This is a genomic window from Thermoleptolyngbya sp. M55_K2018_002 (assembly GCF_015295965.1).
GTDB classification, from domain to species: domain Bacteria; phylum Cyanobacteriota; class Cyanobacteriia; order Elainellales; family Elainellaceae; genus Thermoleptolyngbya; species Thermoleptolyngbya sichuanensis.
In genome coordinates, this window is the sequence record NZ_DVEA01000346.1 from 12270 (window position 1) to 28958 (window position 16689).

A 16689-nucleotide genomic window follows, 5' to 3' on the forward strand; every position below is an offset into this window, starting at 1 on the left:
TCGGTTGCTTATGAGGCAGGACGGGCTGCAAGTGCGACGAGATCGCCTCCACAGCCCGCGCCTCGATTCATGAATGTGGAAGTCTGAATGATAGAAGCCTGTTACCGAATAGCCGCCGACCGGACAGAGGACACTTCCAGCAGCGGCGTTCCATCCAGGCGATCGGGAATGGGCGCACCCAGCAGCCCCAAAATCGTCGGCGCAATATCGAGTGCCTGACCGCGCTCAATGCTGGAATTAGGCGCAATGCCCGGCCCTTTAGCCATGAAGAATCCTCTAGACCGATGCCCGCCTGCCCGGAAGTGGGGAATGGGACCAATTCGCCCAAAGTCGGGGCTGTCTACCACATCGGTAATCACTTCTTCCCAGACCACCACAATGTCTGCATCCGAGAGATTGCCCTCGTCAAACGGCGTGCGGCGAGTGCGAGAAATTTGCCGCACGATGGACTTGCCTGTTCTGGCATCCTTGAGCTTCCAAAGCTTTTCGATCACCTCTTCACAGACGGCATCGTATTCAGACGGCGGCACAATGCCACTGCCCTCGCGCCCCTGGACGTTGATGCGAACGTGGCCATCGGCAAAGTAGGGCAGCGCGAAGGCCCGCATCTGCGACCACAGCGGGCGATACCACATGGCTGGCATCCAGAACAGCGGCGCGTTTTGCTCCATTAGCACGTAGGGCGATTCCAACCCATTCAGGCGATCGCGCAGGAGTTTGCTGGGTAAGTAAGGACGCAGCGCTCGCTTAAGGGGATTTTGCTCATAGTTCCGCGCCCACATTTCACCCATCCAAGACTTGCGGAACGGATGGCTGATGATTGGGCCTGGCTCTTCGCTGGGGTTTCCTGGGGCGATCGCCGCCTTGCCAAAGTTAAAGCGATACATCATCTCCGGCAGCACGGCCATACTCAGCAAGTCCGTGTAGTTTGCGCCCATGCCGTGGGGCGAAAAGAGCGTAATGTAGGCATTTTCTGGCACGGCATCCAAAATCTCGCCGATCGCCCGGTCGATATTCTCAAACGCCTCCAGCATCAGCGGGCCCGCAGGCTTGCCGTGGAATTCGTATACAGGGTGATCGTAATGGGTATACCAGAGGTCATGCCCAGCGGTATGCGCTTCTCCAAACCCAACAAAGAAGAAATCCCAATCCTCTTTCTTGAGATAGTCGCGGCAAACCTGGGCACGCTTCTCTACGCTCTCTCGGATTGCGCCGGGAACCCACTTTTCGTAAGCCTTGTCCCACCAGATGCCATCGTCTTTGTAGAGAACCGGATTTTCCCCATATTCCCGAATCATTTCCGGCAGCACCTCTGCGGGAACAGACACACTGGGAGTGAAGGGGTAATGTCCGCCCCACGCGAGAACCTGAAGCCCGTTGACTTGGCTCGACAGGCCCGAAGTCGGCGGGTCTAGCACAAATACCCGATAGTCTTCGCCAAGGGCATAAAAGGGAGGATTTTGCTCAAAATCGCAGCCGACCTTGAGAATGTCTCGGTCAATGCCGTAGCTTTCGGGATAAAACTTGGACGTGCCCCAAAAGCCTGTCTTGTCAGGCATACAGCCTGTCCAAGTCATAGCCCACAGCCGCTCAGTCGAAGCAGCAGGTGTCGGCACACCGCAGTAGTTCACGATGTTTTCTAGGCGACCGTAGGCCCCCTGCTCACGGACACGACTGAGATTCTTGAGATGCCCCTGAGACATCCACTCCTCGAGAACCACTGGGTCAGCAGCATCTAATCCAATCGCAACTACGGGAGTTTTCACACTATCCTCCGACAAAACAATGCACAACTAATGAACTGAAACCAGGCGAAGACGTGCCCAGCCTTGGGAAACCGAGAGCAAGACGACGAAGGCTACTGCCCACTGTCGGGAACTGGCGATGCATAAACGGGTGCTGCGAACTGAGCGCAGACTGATTCCCTGGCGATCGCCCGCTCCGAGAACGCTTGCCTAAAGACTTAGCGATCTGCCCCAACACCCATCCGAAAGATTCGGAAACTGCTCAAGCGCACGCCTTAAGCGCTATGCAAAAACTTTGTGAGAAAAACTCGCAAGCCAAAACCAAGCCAGAACCAGGCTAAAACTATGTGAAATCACGGAGCTTTATACTGTATTGCTCGAAATCATAGTCAAATTACGGACGGGCTTCTAGCCCTCACTGAGAACTTTATGGAAACTTTGTCTAGAATCTGAAATTCTCTCCTTTTTTGTAAGGGATAGTGAAGCTCTCGATTCAGTAAGTTTCTGACTTATACCGCTTTAGACATAGTTTTGGAGCCACACATAGCAGTTCGTGAATTCATGGATAACCAGGTTGGTTTCGCTTCCCAGAGCGAGATCCGGGTTATTTACAGGCGTTGATTGTAATGTCTTGATTAATTTTTGAAGGACGACAAACCTAAACTAATTAGGAGGAATTGAGAAACCAGTTTTTTCTCCGGAGTGATTCTTTAGAGAGTCTTTAAACGGTCTTTAAAGACTCTTCAAACATGCATCTAGTGCAACTCTATTGCCTGTGTGCTGGAGCGGATAAGGTTTCTTTTTATACAGGAATTATATTTCCTCTTCTAGGACTAGACTCAAACTTCAAAGCAAAACCACGATGTAAGCCGTGATACAGACTGGCTAGACAAACGGGCTGTGTTGAAATCCGACTTGATGGCTCGGTTCTCAAGCCAGCGTTCACAAATCTGTGGGTGATCGCCCTTCCCAGGGCTTACGCATCTGCACAGCGCTTGCATGGCAATTGTGCGAACGAGAGAACTGCGTAACAATTCAACGTATAACCCACCCGACTAATCCACCCGACTCAACGCGATTCAACGCCTGTGATGGCTCGTCATGGTTGAAGTTTTGGCTATCCTTTCAATTTCAGCCGCCACAGGGATGCGGATTGCGTTGCCGTTGCTGTTGATTGGGCTGTTGCAGCGCGAGTCGCTTTGGTCGTCGGTGCCGCTGCTGTCGCAGGTGCCGCCTCCGCTGGTGTTGGGAGTTTTGGTGAGCTGGTCGCTCGTGGAACTGCTGTTTTCTAAAGACCGACTTGCCCAACGACTGTTGCAAATTGTGGAACTGGCGTGTAGCCCGGTGGTGGGGGCGATCGCCGGAATAACAGTCGCCCGCCTCATGCAAACGAGCCAAGAGCTAGTGCCCGTGGCGGCGTTGGTTAGCGGGCTGCTGGCGCTGGTGTTTCAGTTGGTGCAGGTGGGCTGGTTTTATCGGCTGCGGGGGCTGCCGCTCTGGGCCATTTTTCTGCAAGATTTTCTCTGTGTGCTGCTGGTGCTATTTGCCTTTGATGCGCCGCGCCAAGGGGGGCTGATTGCGCTGCTGTTGCTGTGGCTGGCAATTCGCAGCACGGCAGAGTGGCGGCAGTGGTATCAAGCCCAGGCCAACGGGGGCGATCGCCGGTTTCCCCGACGCGGCAAACAAGACCCAGATTAGCCATGCAGCACCTGCTATGCAAGATGAATTGAGCCAGAAGCAGACTGGGCTGGCGGGCGTGTGGAGTGTGCGATCGCGCCTAGAAGCCGCGCTGGCCACCTGTTGGCAAGCAGCAATTGTCCACCCCGCGCTTCGCAATGTGCCGGACTTGCAAGGCCAGATTGCCCTGCGTCGGGTAGATGCGCCGATGGGGGTGGTCTACAGTTCGGCGATCGCCCCCCGACTGGCGGCAAACCTGGGCATTCCGACCGAAGACCTTGCCATCCGACTGGCTGAACGCTGGACAGCATCGACTGTGGACAAGGCAGACTGGGCCGATAGCTCGCTCCGGGTTGCCCAAAAGCATCTGGTGCAGGTTCACTTGGGCGATCGCCTGCTGGCGGCATGGTTGCAGCAATTTAGCAGACCTGCCGAGTCCCAGTCGCCCGATTTTTTTCCTGAGCCTGAGCCAGACCGTGCTATCTGGAACTCAGCCCTGCTGACCCATGTCCAACCGTCTCCAGGACGGTTGCAAGACGAAAGACTTCAAGACGAAAGGCCTCAAGACCAATTTCTTCAAGACAAAAGGTTTCAAGACCAATGGTTTGAAATGCAGGCGGCCCATGCCCGATGCTGCAACCTCTTGGCATTGGCAGAGCGGGTCGGACTGGTTCGCTTTGAGTTGCCGGGAGCAATCGAGGGTGAACTGGCGTGGCCCATGCCCTTGCCCTGGCTCACGGCGGAAGGAACGCTCCGCACCCAAGCGCCCGCCGAGCAGCGGCTAATCGGGCACTTGCTGGATAGCGTGGATGCGCTGGGTTCAATCCAGCACGGTTCGGCGATCGCCCTGGCTCAGTCCCTCAGCCGCTGTGTATATGACTTTGACGCAAGCTGTCGCATCTTTGGCGACGTGGCGGTTCACCAACTGGAACTGGCGCAGGCGCGGCTGGGGCTGGTGCGAGCCGCACAGCAGACGTTGCGCTGGCTGCTAGAAGAGCCGTTGCAAGTAGCGGCTCCATCCTCCCTGTAGAGATTTTCTTGTAGGAAGGAAAGTGTAAAGACTGTGACAATTATAGGAATTGTTAATCATTGGCACTGAGGCGCTGACAAGACCGGGAAGGGTCTGATATATTTTCATCAGTGTGAGGAGCGAACCAGCAAGGGCATCGAGACGAAACACGGTCAGTCGCCGATGCCCTTCCTGATTTCTAAGCTCCAGCTTCTCTAGGCGAGAAGCTTGGTATTACCTGCTAAAGCTTTTGGAATTTTGAATAGTTTGGATATCACCGAGCGATACCTCTTGCTATCTCTCCTCTCAGAGGCGAGTTCAGCTTGGTAATTTTTGCTTGTAATTTGTGACCTGTGGGTCGCGCTGCGTTGCGCTGGTGTTTGGGGTAAGGATAGGCGGCCTGTACTACCTCATGCTGCGGAGATCGCGCCCTATCCCAGGATGAACTTTTCGATGGCGATCGCCGCTCCGTCTTCTTCTACGGAAGGGGCAACCCAATTGGCGATCGCCTGCACGCCCTCCGGCGCGTTGCCCATTGCCACGCCAATACCCGCATATTGCAGCATCTCAAAGTCGTTGAAGTTATCGCCGATTGCCATCACTTGGTCGGCGCGGAGTCCCAAAATGTTCTCTGCTAGGTAGCGAACCGCGTTGCCCTTATTCACCTCTGGATGGGTTGCTTCCAGGAAAATATCCACGGATTTGGTCAGGTATAGCTCGGTCGGGGCGTAGCGCTGCCGCAGTTTTTCTAGCAGATCGTCAATCAGCGCCACGTTGCTGCTTTGGGCAAGGATTTTGGTCAGGTCGGCATCGAGCAGGGTTCGCAGGTCGCCAACGGCAATCGGCTCAATGCTGGAGCGTTCTGCATAGGCTTCGGTTTCGGCAGTAATCTCGCGGACGTAGAGCTGGTCGTCAATATAGAAATGCACGGATACGTCGTCTCGCAAAGCCGGCTGTTCATAAAATTCCAGCAATTGCTGTGTATAGACCCTGGGTAGGTGCCAGTGGCGATGCAGCGTGTCATCGGCGGGGTCTTTGATCAGTGCGCCCTGATAGCTCATCAGCGGCAGGGTAGAGCCAAGATCGGCATGAAACCGGCGGGCTGATTGATACATCCGCCCGGTGGCGATCGCCACGGGAATGCCCTGCGCCTGCACCGCCTGCACCGCCTGCTTTACTCGTACCGAAATTTGGTTCGATGCACCCACCACCGTCCCGTCCAGATCCACTACTAGCAGGCGAATCTCTCCCGCTTGGGCTGCCGAGTTTTCCACAAATGCCCCTTGCGCCGTCCCTGGCGCTAAATTTCCCATCCCAGCTTACCGCAAGCTTCAGTTTTCATTAAGCCAAGCCAGGTCAGCAATTAGCGCTTGTTATGATTTGAGCCGAAGTGGCGAGTTGAGTTCATCCGACCATGACTACTGCAACTGTGCTGGAATTTATGCATCGCACTGCCGCCGACGATACCCTGCGGCAACAGCTAGAAGCCCTGCTCGGTGTGGGCGATGGCAACATTAGCAGCGAAGCGGAGCTAGACCCCGCCGAAACTGCTGCCCTGACGGGCGATCGCGCTCCGGATGTGGCGGCCTTCGCGGCTCAAAACGGCTTCCAGTTCTCTGCCGACGAGCTAATCGCTGTGGTCAGCGCCTTTCAGCAACACCAAGACGGCACCCTGTCGGACGAGGAGTTTGCCCGGATTTTGGGAACCTCGTTTACCAACAGCCCCGACAAAGTGCAGTCTCAGGTGAAGCGTCTGGCCCAGTTTCTCAGCAAAACCTATCTGGGAATTGATCTGAAGTAGGGATCACCAGTCAGTAGGGATCACCAATCAGCAGCAACCTGCTCATTCTCCCCTGCTGTCGCCTCAACCTTTGCCTCTGGCAAAATCAGCATGGCATCGCCGAAGGAATAGAAGCGATATCCCTGGGCGATCGCCTCTTGATACAGTGCCAGCAGCCGTTCTCGTCCCGTGAGGGCGCTGACCAGCATCATCAGGCTGGACTTGGGCAAATGGAAATTGGTGATCAGCCCATCCACCACGCGCCACCGATAGCCGGGATAGATGAATAGCTCTGTCTTGCCGCAGTAGGGCTGGAGTTGCCCGCTGTGGGATGCGCCTTCGAGGGCGCGGGTTACGGTGGTGCCGACAGCAATTACTCGGCCGCCGCTGGCTTGGGTTGTGGCGATCGCCTCGACGGTTTCCGGCGACACTTCTAGCCATTCGCCGTGCATTTTGTGATCGGTGATGGTTTCCGCCTCGACCGGGCGAAAGGTGCCTACGCCTACATGCAGCGTAATAAAGGTGCGCCGGATGCCCTGCTCTTCCAAGCGATCGAGCAACTCTGGGGTAAAGTGCAGTCCGGCGGTGGGGGCAGCAGCCGACCCGGGGCGATCGCCATACACCGTCTGATACTGCTCTGGATCGGCGTGGGAATTCTCGATATAGGGGGGCAGGGGCACCTGACCCAACAGATGCAGCACCGACAAAAAGGGCTTGTTTTCTGCAACCTGAAATTCCAGAATCCTGCCAGAGGTAGCTGCATCCACCGCCAGCACAGTCGCCGTCAGCAGGGGTTGCCCGCCTTCCGGCTGATCCGGCTGAAAAAATTCAATCATTGCGCCCACCTTCAGCCGTCGCCCAGGGCGCACCAGCGCCAGCCAGCGATTTTCCGACTGCTCTTCCAGCAGCAGCACCTCTACCTTTGCGCCGCCCACCTTGCGCCCAAACAGTCGCGCAGGCAGCACGCGGGTATTGTTTAACACCAGCAAATCGCCCGTCCGCAGCAGCGCAGGCAAATCCCGAAAGATGCAGTGCTGATGGGAGCTTGGCGAATCCACCACCAGCAGCCGAGCGCGATCGCGCGGTACGACCGGATTTTGAGCAATGCGCTCAGCAGGCAAATGATAGTCATAGGATGCCAGCCGCAGGTCGAGGGAAGTTGGCGCTTCTGAGCTTGGCGGAGAGTCCTGAGGGAAGGGGGATGGCTCAGGGTGATGATGCGGCAACGGATTCAAAGACATGCTCAACTAAATCCACTAAATCCAGGCAGATTGGGGAGAAACACCCTCCAAGGTAGGGGGTCTTTCCCCTATGAAACATCAGAGTTTATTACGAAAATAAAACTGTAGTTGAAATTGCATTTGCTGGGGTTGGACGCATGGAATACATCTATTACCTCGCGAATGCCAGTTTAACGCTTCGGGTGGTTGAATATCTTCACAACACGCCCTGGCTCCCCGTTCGCTTCATGACGGTCATTCATCAGATCGACGGTTGGGTAGTGAAGGTTAAACTGGAGCGCTGCCTGGATGCCGATCGAGACGGTGACTTTCGCGCTTTTTTGAATGAGTTGGGCATTGCCTACGAACCGGATATCCGAGTACGGATGGCGCTGTGGGGGCTGGAAACTGGCCAATCGCCCGTGGATGTGATGCGCCGCTATCAGGTGGCAGTGGTGTCTCACGGCAGCCCTGATCGCGAAGAAATCGAAGCGTTTCGTCAGCAGTTTGTGCAAGGGCTGGGCTATTGCCCCGAAACTCTGGCCTAGTGCGCCACCCGCTTTGCAACGCTATTTGCAACGCTAAGTGACTTGCTTTGGTCAACCCACTCAAGTTTATCGTCCCTCCAAGTTTGAACGCAGCTTGAACTCTATTACGCCATCTCAGACCGCATTGGCATGAGTTGGCTTTTTTGTTGAGCAGCGTTTTTATTGAGCAGCTTTGATGAACGATCCAAACCCCTGTCCCGGATTGCGGAAAATTGCCAAGGGGCGATCGCGCTAAAATGCACCCAACCCTCCGAATCTTCCAGCCCTCCGCCAACCCATGACCGCCCTCCTCCCCACGGCCCCGCCTGCCGAAATTTTCTACCCCTCTTCTGATGGTGAACCCGTAGCAGAAACCTATGTTCATCTCTACGCCATGCTCGTCACCTTGGAAGTGCTGCGCCAATATTTAGAAGGTCAGCAGGCAACCATGCTGTCTAACCAATTTCTCTACTACGCCCAGGGCTACCCCAGGCTGCGAGTTGCGCCGGATGTGATGGTGATTTTTGACGTGGCTCCAGGCGGGCGCGACCATTACAAGCTTTGGGAAGAAGGGCAGGTGCCAGCCGTTATTTTTGAGATGACCTCGAAAAGCACCCAGGCTCAGGATCAGGTTTTCAAACGAACGCTGTATGAGCAACTGGGTGTGCGCGAATATTGGCTGTTTAATCCGCGTGGGGAATGGATCGACGGGCAACTCCAGGGATATCGGCTGCACAACGACACCTACGAACCCATCACCGACGGCCGCAGCGACCCGCTCAAATTGCGGCTGGAAGTAGATGGAAACCTGCTTGCCTTTTATCGCGAAGATACGGGTGAAAAGCTGCTGATTCCCGGCGAACTGGCGCAGGCCTTGAGAACCGAAGCCCAGGCCCGCCAAAACGCTGAAGCACGAGCGGCGGAATCTGAACTACGAGCGCAGGCGCTAGAAGCTGAGGTTGAAAGACTGCGATCGCGGCTGCGAGAACTGGGGACAGAGGATAGCTAGGGTTAGGTCGGTCGGCGGCGCGGCTGGTCTGCTACGCTGGTATATTGCGGAATGTTGACGGGCTGATCAGGGGTCAGCCGCTTACAGAACCTGCCATCTTTGACGAGAGACGCGCCCTGACTGACTGAACTGGTCTGCTGATTTCTCCTTCTTTACCCAATTGCTCTATGCTTCAAGCTGGAATTGTCGGACTGCCCAACGTGGGCAAATCGACCCTCTTTAACGCGGTGGTGGCCAATGCCAAAGCGCAGGCGGCTAACTTTCCCTTTTGCACCATCGAACCCAATACGGGAGTCGTCGCCGTGCCGGACGAACGGCTGGCGGTGCTGGCAAAGATTTCCAACTCTGCCGAAATTATTCCAGCGCGGGTAGAGTTTGTGGATATTGCTGGGTTAGTCAAAGGGGCCAGCAAGGGCGAGGGGCTGGGCAATCAGTTTCTGGCAAATATCCGCGAGGTGGACGCGATTGTCCATGTGGTGCGCTGTTTTGAAAACGACGACATTATCCATGTTGCAGGCTCGGTCGATCCGGTGCGCGACATTGAGGTCATCAACCTGGAACTGGCGCTGGCAGATTTGTCGCAACTCGAAAAGCGGGCCGATCGCACTCGCAAGCAGGCAAAAACTAGCAAAGATGCTCAGGCAGAGTTGGCCGTGTTGGACAAACTGCTGGTGGTGCTGAACGAGGGCAAGTCGGCGCGACTGGTGGAACTGACGGATGAGGAGGAGGCCATCATCAAACCGCTGGGGCTGCTGACGCGCAAGCCCGTGATCTATGCGGCAAACGTGTCGGAGGATGACCTAGCGACGGGCAATGAGTGGGTGGAGCAGGTGCGGGCGATCGCCGCCGCAGAAAATGCCCAAGTCGTCGTAGTATCAGCCCAGGTCGAATCAGAACTCATCGAACTCTCGGAAGAGGAGCGGGCTGATTTTCTGGAATCGCTGGGGGTGCAAGAAGGCGGGCTGAAATCCCTGATTCGCGCAACCTACGATCTGCTAGGACTCCGCACCTACTTCACCACAGGCCCCAAGGAAACTCGCGCCTGGACGATTCGTGCTGGGATGCTAGCTCCCCAAGCGGCAGGCGTGATTCACACTGACTTTGAGCGGGGCTTTATTCGCGCAGAAACGGTGGCCTATGATGATTTGGTAGCCACAGGTTCTATGGCGGCGGCGAAGGAAAAGGGATTGGTTCGCAGCGAAGGCAAGGAATATCTGGTGCAGGAAGGGGATGTCATGCTGTTCCGCTTTAACGTGTAGTTTTAACGTGCAGCTTGGGAACGGTTAATCAGCTTTTTAGGCCCCGTGACTGAAGTCTTTGATTTTGATATTTGTAGGACTGACGCAGTTGGACAATTTTTCGCGGGCGCAGCCCGCGAAAAATTGTCCAAAACTCCAGAAAGCTTATTGAACTCCAGAAAGCTTATTGAAAGTGCGTAAGTCCTAATTTGGTCGTGAGACTTGATTTTGATGAGGCAAAGCACAATGGGAGACTCAAAGCGACGCAAGGAATCTCTGGGCGAAAAATACGGGCAGGAAGACAACATTCTGCCGGGTATTCCCATCAAGCCCAGCCAGGCAAAGCTGTTTTCGCAAATCACAACGCGGGGCGCGTGGATTGGGATCGCCCTGTTGGTGGTGTATTGGGTCGTGGTTCGGTTTATTGGCCCCAGCCTGGGCTGGTGGGAATTGAGCTAGTCGGCTCTGGTTGCGCTCTGTGCGTCCCAGTTTCAGGCCCAGTTGCAGACCTGGCAGCAGGCCCAGTTGGATGCTAGAGGCGACCGATTTCTCTAAAAAACTTTTCCCCTATGAAAATCCGGCGAATAGGCACGTCCGTATATTCCTCTAGACGGGCGCAGTTCATCTATTAATTTGCGCTCCAAAGCATTGGAGTGCTTGGGTTGAATTGAAGCCATCCGGCGATTTGAGCAAGTTTCAGGACTCGCAACTCTAGTGTGGTGTTTGGCACAGAGTTGGCTGGGGCTGAACTGGCACGGGTCGCTGCTTTGTGGTGCCTTTTTGCAGAACTTTTGTAGGAGAACTCGAACGATGAACCGACGCAAATCTGAATGGCTGGGTCGCGCTCGACAGGCGCAGGGCTTATCTCGTCGCCAAATGCTGACAGGTGGGGCTATTGTGGGTGCGGCGAGTGTGCTGAGCGTGCCGCTCATTGCAGGAACGGCCGATGCCTCGACGGAGAGCGATCGCCGCAATGATATTGAGATCCTCAACAAGGCCCTGTTCTATGAACATGCTGCTATCTGGGCCTACAGTGCCGCTGCGGGCAAGCTGACGGGTTCTAACGTGGGTAATGCCGTAAAGGCGATCGCCCTCGCGAACCAAGCAGATCACATGCAGCACCGCGATGCCCTGGCGAATGTCATCCGCAGTCTGGGCGGCACGCCCGTTCAGGCAGAGACTAGCTACGATTTGTCCTCCTATCTCCAGCGGGGCGAAGGAAACCTGGATTCGGACGTGAATATTGCAAAGCTGGCGCTGGCGCTAGAAACCGACGCGGCGATCGCCTATAGCCAGGAAATCGCTATGCTCAAAACGCCCGCGCTGATCACCGCTGGAGCCAGCATCGGCTCGACCGAAGCCAGCCACGCGACCCTGATTCGGGCGGCGATTCAATCTCTCGGCATGGACATTCAGCCTGTCCCCGCTTCCTTTGTCAGTGCCGAAACCCGAAATGCCTGGATTCTAACGGTTTAGGTAGATTTATACCCTCAAAAAAATGCGCTCCGAACTGCTTCGGGGCGCATCGTTGTCTTCAAACGTCTTCAAACTCGTTAGGACTTACGCAGTGAGACCATTTCTCGCGGGCGCAGCCCGCGAGAAATTGTCCAAAACCCAAAGAGCTTATCGCAAGTGCGTAAGTCCTGCTCGTAACCTCTGCCAGTCTCTTAGAAACTGAACTCTAAACAGGGCTGATGCGAGAACGCCTACTCCAAATCGCGCAGCAGTTGGCGAATCTTGGAACCTTGCCGTGCATCCAGGTGTGCAGGAAAAGAGACCTCGACATCAGCCGTCACGCCGCCTGCCGAGCGATTCACCAAAAACACCACGCCGTCAGATGACTGGGCATTGGAAACCCGCACGTCTTCAATCTGCCCCACCAGACGCTTCGGATTGTCATCTGTCGTATGCTGGCTCAGCAGCAAACCCACAGGCGGCTGAGCTTGCTGCAACATCTCGATGTTGGGCAGCAGGTTGCCGTCCATTTCAATTCGCAGGCTGCGCGAACTAATCTCCTTGGCAATGCCGGGATAAAACTGCCCCTCCCAATAAATCTGAGCGGCAGCGTGGATTTGCTTGCGAACTTCAGTCGGTACGGCGGGTTTGGGATCGCGGAAGGCCCGCAGCAAGCCCGTCGCCAAAAACGCCAGCGATTGGAATGGACGGTCGATTTCGGTACGCTTCTGCGCGTACCATTCCTCCACGTCGGAATACAGCACCAGCACCAGCGCATCATTTTGAGACTGCGACAGGTTTACGAAGTCCACTGCCACAACGACCTGGTCTTCGCTAATCGGGTCAACTCGAATCACCCGCGCATCCAAAAACGCTCGCTTGCCAAAGTCGCCAGTGAGTTCGATTTCAACCGCATCGGGCAGGTTCGGCCAGCTATCCAGCACGATCCGCGCCCCGTTCTCGCTGACATCCAGCGTCTTGCCAGACAGGGTTTCGTTGTTGTTGCCGTAGATAACTGCACCCAGCTTGCGTTCCAGACGGTGTGCCCGACGCAGTTGCGGCTGTTCATAGGCTACCAGCAGCGCCGCCACCAGCAGCACCAGGTTAAACACACACCAAGCGGCGTTGATGATGACGGCTTCTTTTGCTTCGGGCTGAAGCACCAGCCAGAAAGGGACGGCCAGCAGCGACAGCACCAGTAGCGACACAATAATCAGGGAGGCTTTGGCAGATTCGTAATCGAAGCTACGTTTTGTGACCTTTACGCCCTTGTCGGTCACGTTGAAGCTGCCTAGCTTGGGGTTAATCAGCGCCATAAAGGTCACAATGCCATCCTGAAACGCCATCGCGTATTCAAACACTTCGTTCCAGAACGAAAAGCGGACTTCTTTGGCGGTGATGTAGTTGGCATTTAGCGCCAGGGCAATGTGAGGTAATGCGTACACCAGCGTTTCCACACCCAGACCGCGAATCAGGTTAATACCAAACAGCAGGTACAGCACTGGCGATAGTGCATACATGATGCGCGGAAACCCAAAGAAAAAGTGGGTGGTGGCGGAGGTGTAGCACAACCGCTGCGGCAGCGTGAGCTTGAGTTTGCGGTTAAACAGCGGATTCTCTAGCCGCAGGATTTGTGCCATGCCTCGCGCCCAGCGCACCTGCTGCCCTACGTAGGAGGAGAATTTCTCCGGTGCCAACCCTGCCACCATGATTTTGTCGTAGTAAACCGACTCATAGCCCAGGGAGTGTAGCCGCAGTGAGGTGTGACAGTCTTCGGTTACGGTTTCTACGGCAATCCCGCCAATCCGCAGCACGTAGTCGCGGCGAATGACTGCGGCCGAACCACAGAAGAAGGTGGCGTTCCAAAAGTCGTTGCCCTTTTGCACCACCTTGTAGAACAGCTCGTTGCCGACGGGGACTCGTCCCTGAGTCAGCAGGTTGCGCTCGAAGGGATCGGGGTTGTAAAACCAGTGCGGGGTTTGGACAAGTGCGACCTTGGCGTTGTAGAAAAAGCCGACCGTTTCCTGAAGAAACTGCCGCGATGGAATGTGGTCGCAGTCCAGGATTAGCACTAGGTCGCCTCGCGTGCGGCGCATGGCAGTATTGATATTGCCTGCTTTGGCGTGGTCGTTGTTGTCCCGCGTCAGCATAGTGCAGCCAATTTCTTCACACATGCGGCGAAGCTTTTCCCGACGATCGGGAAATTTCCGTCCGTCGTCTAGCACATAGACTCGCTTTTTCTCTTCGGGGTAGTCCAGCGCCAGAGCCGCGAGGGCCGTCTTGCGGACGATCTCGACATCCTCGTTGTAGGTGGGAATGTATACGTCAACGTTGAACCATTGACTTTGGGGAATGCCAGACAGATCGACGGGCTGGCGATCGCGCAGTTTTAGTGTCTGAAAATAGGACAGAAACAGCGTGGCGATCGCATATAGCTCCGCCATGAACAGCACAATACTGAAGGTTGCATTGAGCCAGCCATCCAGGTTCAGCGTATAGCTTGTGCGGTAATAGAGGTACCGCATTGTCGTGACGATACTCAGCCAGGCCAGGAACAGATGCAGATACTCGCTTGCTTGGCGCTGGGTTTGCCACTGCTCTAGCTTCACCACAGCCCAGCCTAGCAGGATCAGAATCACTGCCACAACGCCCTGCTGCCAGATTTTTAGCGGCGTGACGATTAGCGGCACAGACAGCACCATCAGACCAATGACCAGCCAAAAGAGCTGCGTGCTGCGTGCCCTGGGAAAAAAGCGGTCAAACCAGTTCGGCACTCGCAGCAGCCACCGCGCAATCCACGGCTGCTGACGAGAGACGGGTTCGACGGGGGCTTGAGACATGGAACTCGTCATTTTACCTCTCCTGACTTGGCGAGCCGATTAACGTAGAGCTGAGAAATGCCATACAGCAGCAGTGAGATTAACAGAATGCCCGTCGGTAGCAGGAACCAGTTGTCTTGAATAAAGATGGAGACTCGACTCAGGAATCCGGTTCTTTGCACCTGCTGGAGCGGTTCCTCCCGCAGGATATCGAGCTTGTAAGCATAGGGGTCATTGGGCGATGGATTGGGCTTGTTTCGGCTAATTAGCACCGTGTCGCCGTTGAGTTGAGAAAACAGCGGGTCGCGCTTGAACACTTCTGCTGCGTCGGTGAGGCCCTGTTCGCTCTGGCCGGTGATGGCCAACACCGCGCGATCGCCATTATTCGGCGACACCATCAGCTTCACCACACCCTGGCCATCAGGCAAAGCCTGCACCCGGCTACCGCGCCAGCCCCGCGAAAACAGATTTCGGAGTTCAAAACCGCCAGACTCCATCACTTCGGGCAATGGGAAGCGATCGCGCGTCCCAATTCCCACCAAGTTCATACCCCGCGCCTCAGCAGGCAGATTGCCGCCCGTGTAAACTTGCAGATTCACCGAATTGGCGCGGCTCAGCCGACCCAGTCGTTCACTCACCGCCAGCATGGCTTTCACATCCGCATCCCGTGGGGCACTCGGCACCACAAATGCCGTCTCCGACAAGTCCTGCGGTGCGGCAAACGGATAGCCAACTTGCAGCAGCCGCAAATCCGGCATCCGGGTGAAGATGTCTCGCTTCAGATTAAAGTCCGTGTCGCCATGCAGCGTTCCCCAGAGGGATTGATCTCTGGATAAACCACAGACCTCAGCAGAGCGCGGATTTAAGTTAAACACCACATTCAACTGCGAATCCGGCTGAATCAACGCCGCGGGTAAATCCACATCCAGCGAATCGCGACCCCCCTTTGCAGAATTCAGCCGCTTAGAGCCAATCGTCACATCATCCAGCCGTACTTCCACCGTCGAAGTGCGTGGATCAACCTGAGCGCTGTAGCTATAATCCACCCTCATGCGGCTGCCCCGCGAAAAGCGGTCATCGGGCAGCGCCCGGAACGGAATTTCAATAGGTGGTGCATTCGTGCCATGCACCGTAATGTCTTCAAAGTTTTGTCCGCCGAGCGTGGTTAAATCACGCAGGGTAAAGCTATTGCGCGTGGGCAGATAGCCTGGCCACTCGCGGGGCGCAGGCGACGGCTCATTCACCAGATTGGTCACCGTTAACACCTGACCTGTACCAATCTGCGCCTCTTTGGTCTGCACCAGGAACTGCACCGCCTTCTGCACACCCGCCGCCGAATTTCCCGTTGCTACGAGAACGGGTAAACCGTTGTCTTTCAGCGTGGTCAACATTAAAACGCCCGTATCGCCGGGCAGCGGCGTGTTGTTTCCGTCCAAAAGCTGACCGTTGCGAATCGGCAGCGGCAGCGATAGGTCTGACAGAACAGGCTGTTCTGCTGGAGTACCCAGAATGACCACGCGATCGTTCCACTGGAGGTTATCCAAACTGCCCACTAGCCGAGTATTGAGCGGGCGAAAGTCCACAATCCGCCCTGCCTCAGCCTGAAAGATGGCTGCTGCATTAAGCCAGGTGTCGCTGTAAGCGCGGGGCCGCAGATACGTAATCTGATTGGTATCGAGACTGAGGGTGTCAATAAACGGGAACGGATAGCGGCTGAAGTCCAGCGGAACAGACTCTAACGCATAGTCCAGAATGACCTTGGAATCGGGTAGAATCTCGGTCCACAAGGTCGGGTCGGTGGCAACGGTGCAGTCTTCATTCGTCTGCTGCTCTGCCAGAATTGAAATCTCGTTGTAGTCCTGAATTAGATTGGAGGGCACCTCGAAGACCACCTGACCAATCTGAGAATTGGGACGATTCAGCGGCACGCTGCCCACGCTAGTATCGTTTACCCGAACCGTCAGGCTTGAGCGATCAGACAGCAGCGACGGCGAGTGCTGGAACCGCAGTACGAGCTTGGCAGTTTTGACATCCCACTGACGGGGACGGTTAAACCCAAGCCGAGCTGTTGGGTACACGCCTTCCATGCGGAGGCGATTGCCCACCACCGGGCTGCGGTTGAACTCAATCACATGCTGGTAGGTGGGTTCTGGCTTGGGCGCGGCAGGCGACGCGGTGGCAGCGGGCGGGTTCGCTGGCTGGGGGTTCGC

At 55.8% G+C, this 16689-nt stretch carries 13 protein-coding genes; 8 read left to right on the forward strand and 5 right to left on the reverse strand.

The annotated features are described in order from the left end of the window. Window positions 1-101: 101 nt before the first annotated feature. Window positions 102-1766 carry an alkaline phosphatase family protein gene (locus tag IGS51_RS17560; protein WP_297080107.1) on the reverse strand — a complete coding sequence of 555 codons (1665 nt, stop codon included), beginning with the start codon at window positions 1764-1766 and terminating at the stop codon, window positions 102-104. A gap of 1080 nt (window positions 1767-2846) precedes the next feature. Between IGS51_RS17560 and IGS51_RS17565 the strand changes: the two genes are divergently transcribed. Continuing rightward, entirely contained in the window at window positions 2847-3443 is a 597-nt protein-coding gene (locus IGS51_RS17565) for a DUF4126 domain-containing protein (protein ID WP_297080108.1), read from the forward strand. Between the two features lie 16 nt (window positions 3444-3459). Continuing rightward, the gene (locus tag IGS51_RS17570) at window positions 3460-4452 is read left to right on the forward strand and encodes a hypothetical protein (RefSeq protein WP_297080109.1); all 993 of its coding nucleotides are present in this window, start codon (window positions 3460-3462) and stop codon (window positions 4450-4452) included. A gap of 410 nt (window positions 4453-4862) precedes the next feature. Here IGS51_RS17570 and IGS51_RS17575 read toward each other — a convergent pair whose 3' ends face one another. Next, complete coding sequence (locus IGS51_RS17575; protein ID WP_297080110.1) at window positions 4863-5744, reverse strand: Cof-type HAD-IIB family hydrolase; 882 nt, start codon at window positions 5742-5744, stop codon at window positions 4863-4865. Window positions 5745-5845: 101 nt separating this feature from the next. Here IGS51_RS17575 and IGS51_RS17580 point away from each other — a divergent pair, with 101 nt between their 5' ends. Further along, a complete protein-coding gene (locus tag IGS51_RS17580; RefSeq protein WP_297080111.1) occupies window positions 5846-6232 on the forward strand; it encodes a hypothetical protein in 387 nt (128 codons plus the stop codon). A 20-nt stretch (window positions 6233-6252) separates the two neighbouring features. Here IGS51_RS17580 and queA read toward each other — a convergent pair whose 3' ends face one another. Further along, on the reverse strand, window positions 6253-7452 hold the full coding sequence (gene queA, locus IGS51_RS17585; protein ID WP_297080112.1) for a tRNA preQ1(34) S-adenosylmethionine ribosyltransferase-isomerase QueA: 1200 nt from the start codon (window positions 7450-7452) through the stop codon (window positions 6253-6255). Window positions 7453-7589: 137 nt separating this feature from the next. On the opposite strand from queA, the gene IGS51_RS17590 reads away from it, so the two are divergent. From IGS51_RS17590 to IGS51_RS17610, 5 genes are all read left to right on the forward strand, one after another. Then, a complete protein-coding gene (locus IGS51_RS17590) occupies window positions 7590-7979 on the forward strand; it encodes a hypothetical protein (protein ID WP_297080113.1) in 390 nt (129 codons plus the stop codon). A gap of 277 nt (window positions 7980-8256) precedes the next feature. Further along, window positions 8257-8967 carry a Uma2 family endonuclease gene (locus IGS51_RS17595; protein WP_297080114.1) on the forward strand — a complete coding sequence of 237 codons (711 nt, stop codon included), beginning with the start codon at window positions 8257-8259 and terminating at the stop codon, window positions 8965-8967. Between the two features lie 167 nt (window positions 8968-9134). Then, window positions 9135-10226, forward strand: a complete 1092-nt coding sequence (ychF, locus tag IGS51_RS17600; protein ID WP_172358642.1) for a redox-regulated ATPase YchF — start codon at window positions 9135-9137, stop codon at window positions 10224-10226. A gap of 225 nt (window positions 10227-10451) precedes the next feature. Next, a complete protein-coding gene (locus tag IGS51_RS17605) occupies window positions 10452-10664 on the forward strand; it encodes a DUF2839 domain-containing protein (protein ID WP_172358643.1) in 213 nt (70 codons plus the stop codon). A gap of 351 nt (window positions 10665-11015) precedes the next feature. After that, window positions 11016-11681 (forward strand): ferritin-like domain-containing protein, encoded by a 666-nt coding sequence (locus IGS51_RS17610; RefSeq protein WP_297080115.1) that lies wholly within the window; start codon window positions 11016-11018, stop codon window positions 11679-11681. Window positions 11682-11911: 230 nt separating this feature from the next. On the opposite strand, the gene bcsA is transcribed toward IGS51_RS17610, so the two are convergent. Beyond that, window positions 11912-14500, reverse strand: a complete 2589-nt coding sequence (gene bcsA / locus IGS51_RS17615; protein WP_297080116.1) for a UDP-forming cellulose synthase catalytic subunit — start codon at window positions 14498-14500, stop codon at window positions 11912-11914. A gap of 8 nt (window positions 14501-14508) precedes the next feature. Continuing rightward, the coding region (locus IGS51_RS17620; protein WP_297080117.1) for a cellulose biosynthesis cyclic di-GMP-binding regulatory protein BcsB at window positions 14509-16689 on the reverse strand (2181 nt) is incomplete at its 5' end.

Excerpts from the sequence above, each read along its gene's own strand:
- IGS51_RS17565 (WP_297080108.1), top strand. The coding sequence starts at position 2,847 with ATGGTTGAAGTTTTGGCTATCCTTTCAATTTCAGCCGCCACAGGGATG.
- IGS51_RS17570 (WP_297080109.1), top strand. The coding sequence starts at position 3,460 with ATGCAAGATGAATTGAGCCAGAAGCAGACTGGGCTGGCGGGCGTGTGG.
- IGS51_RS17575 (WP_297080110.1), bottom strand. The coding sequence starts at position 5,744 with ATGGGAAATTTAGCGCCAGGGACGGCGCAAGGGGCATTTGTGGAAAAC.
- IGS51_RS17580 (WP_297080111.1), top strand. The coding sequence starts at position 5,846 with ATGACTACTGCAACTGTGCTGGAATTTATGCATCGCACTGCCGCCGAC.
- queA (WP_297080112.1), bottom strand. The coding sequence starts at position 7,452 with ATGTCTTTGAATCCGTTGCCGCATCATCACCCTGAGCCATCCCCCTTC.
- IGS51_RS17590 (WP_297080113.1), top strand. The coding sequence starts at position 7,590 with ATGGAATACATCTATTACCTCGCGAATGCCAGTTTAACGCTTCGGGTG.
- IGS51_RS17595 (WP_297080114.1), top strand. The coding sequence starts at position 8,257 with ATGACCGCCCTCCTCCCCACGGCCCCGCCTGCCGAAATTTTCTACCCC.
- ychF (WP_172358642.1), top strand. The coding sequence starts at position 9,135 with ATGCTTCAAGCTGGAATTGTCGGACTGCCCAACGTGGGCAAATCGACC.
- IGS51_RS17605 (WP_172358643.1), top strand. The coding sequence starts at position 10,452 with ATGGGAGACTCAAAGCGACGCAAGGAATCTCTGGGCGAAAAATACGGG.
- IGS51_RS17610 (WP_297080115.1), top strand. The coding sequence starts at position 11,016 with ATGAACCGACGCAAATCTGAATGGCTGGGTCGCGCTCGACAGGCGCAG.
- bcsA (WP_297080116.1), bottom strand. The coding sequence starts at position 14,500 with ATGTCTCAAGCCCCCGTCGAACCCGTCTCTCGTCAGCAGCCGTGGATT.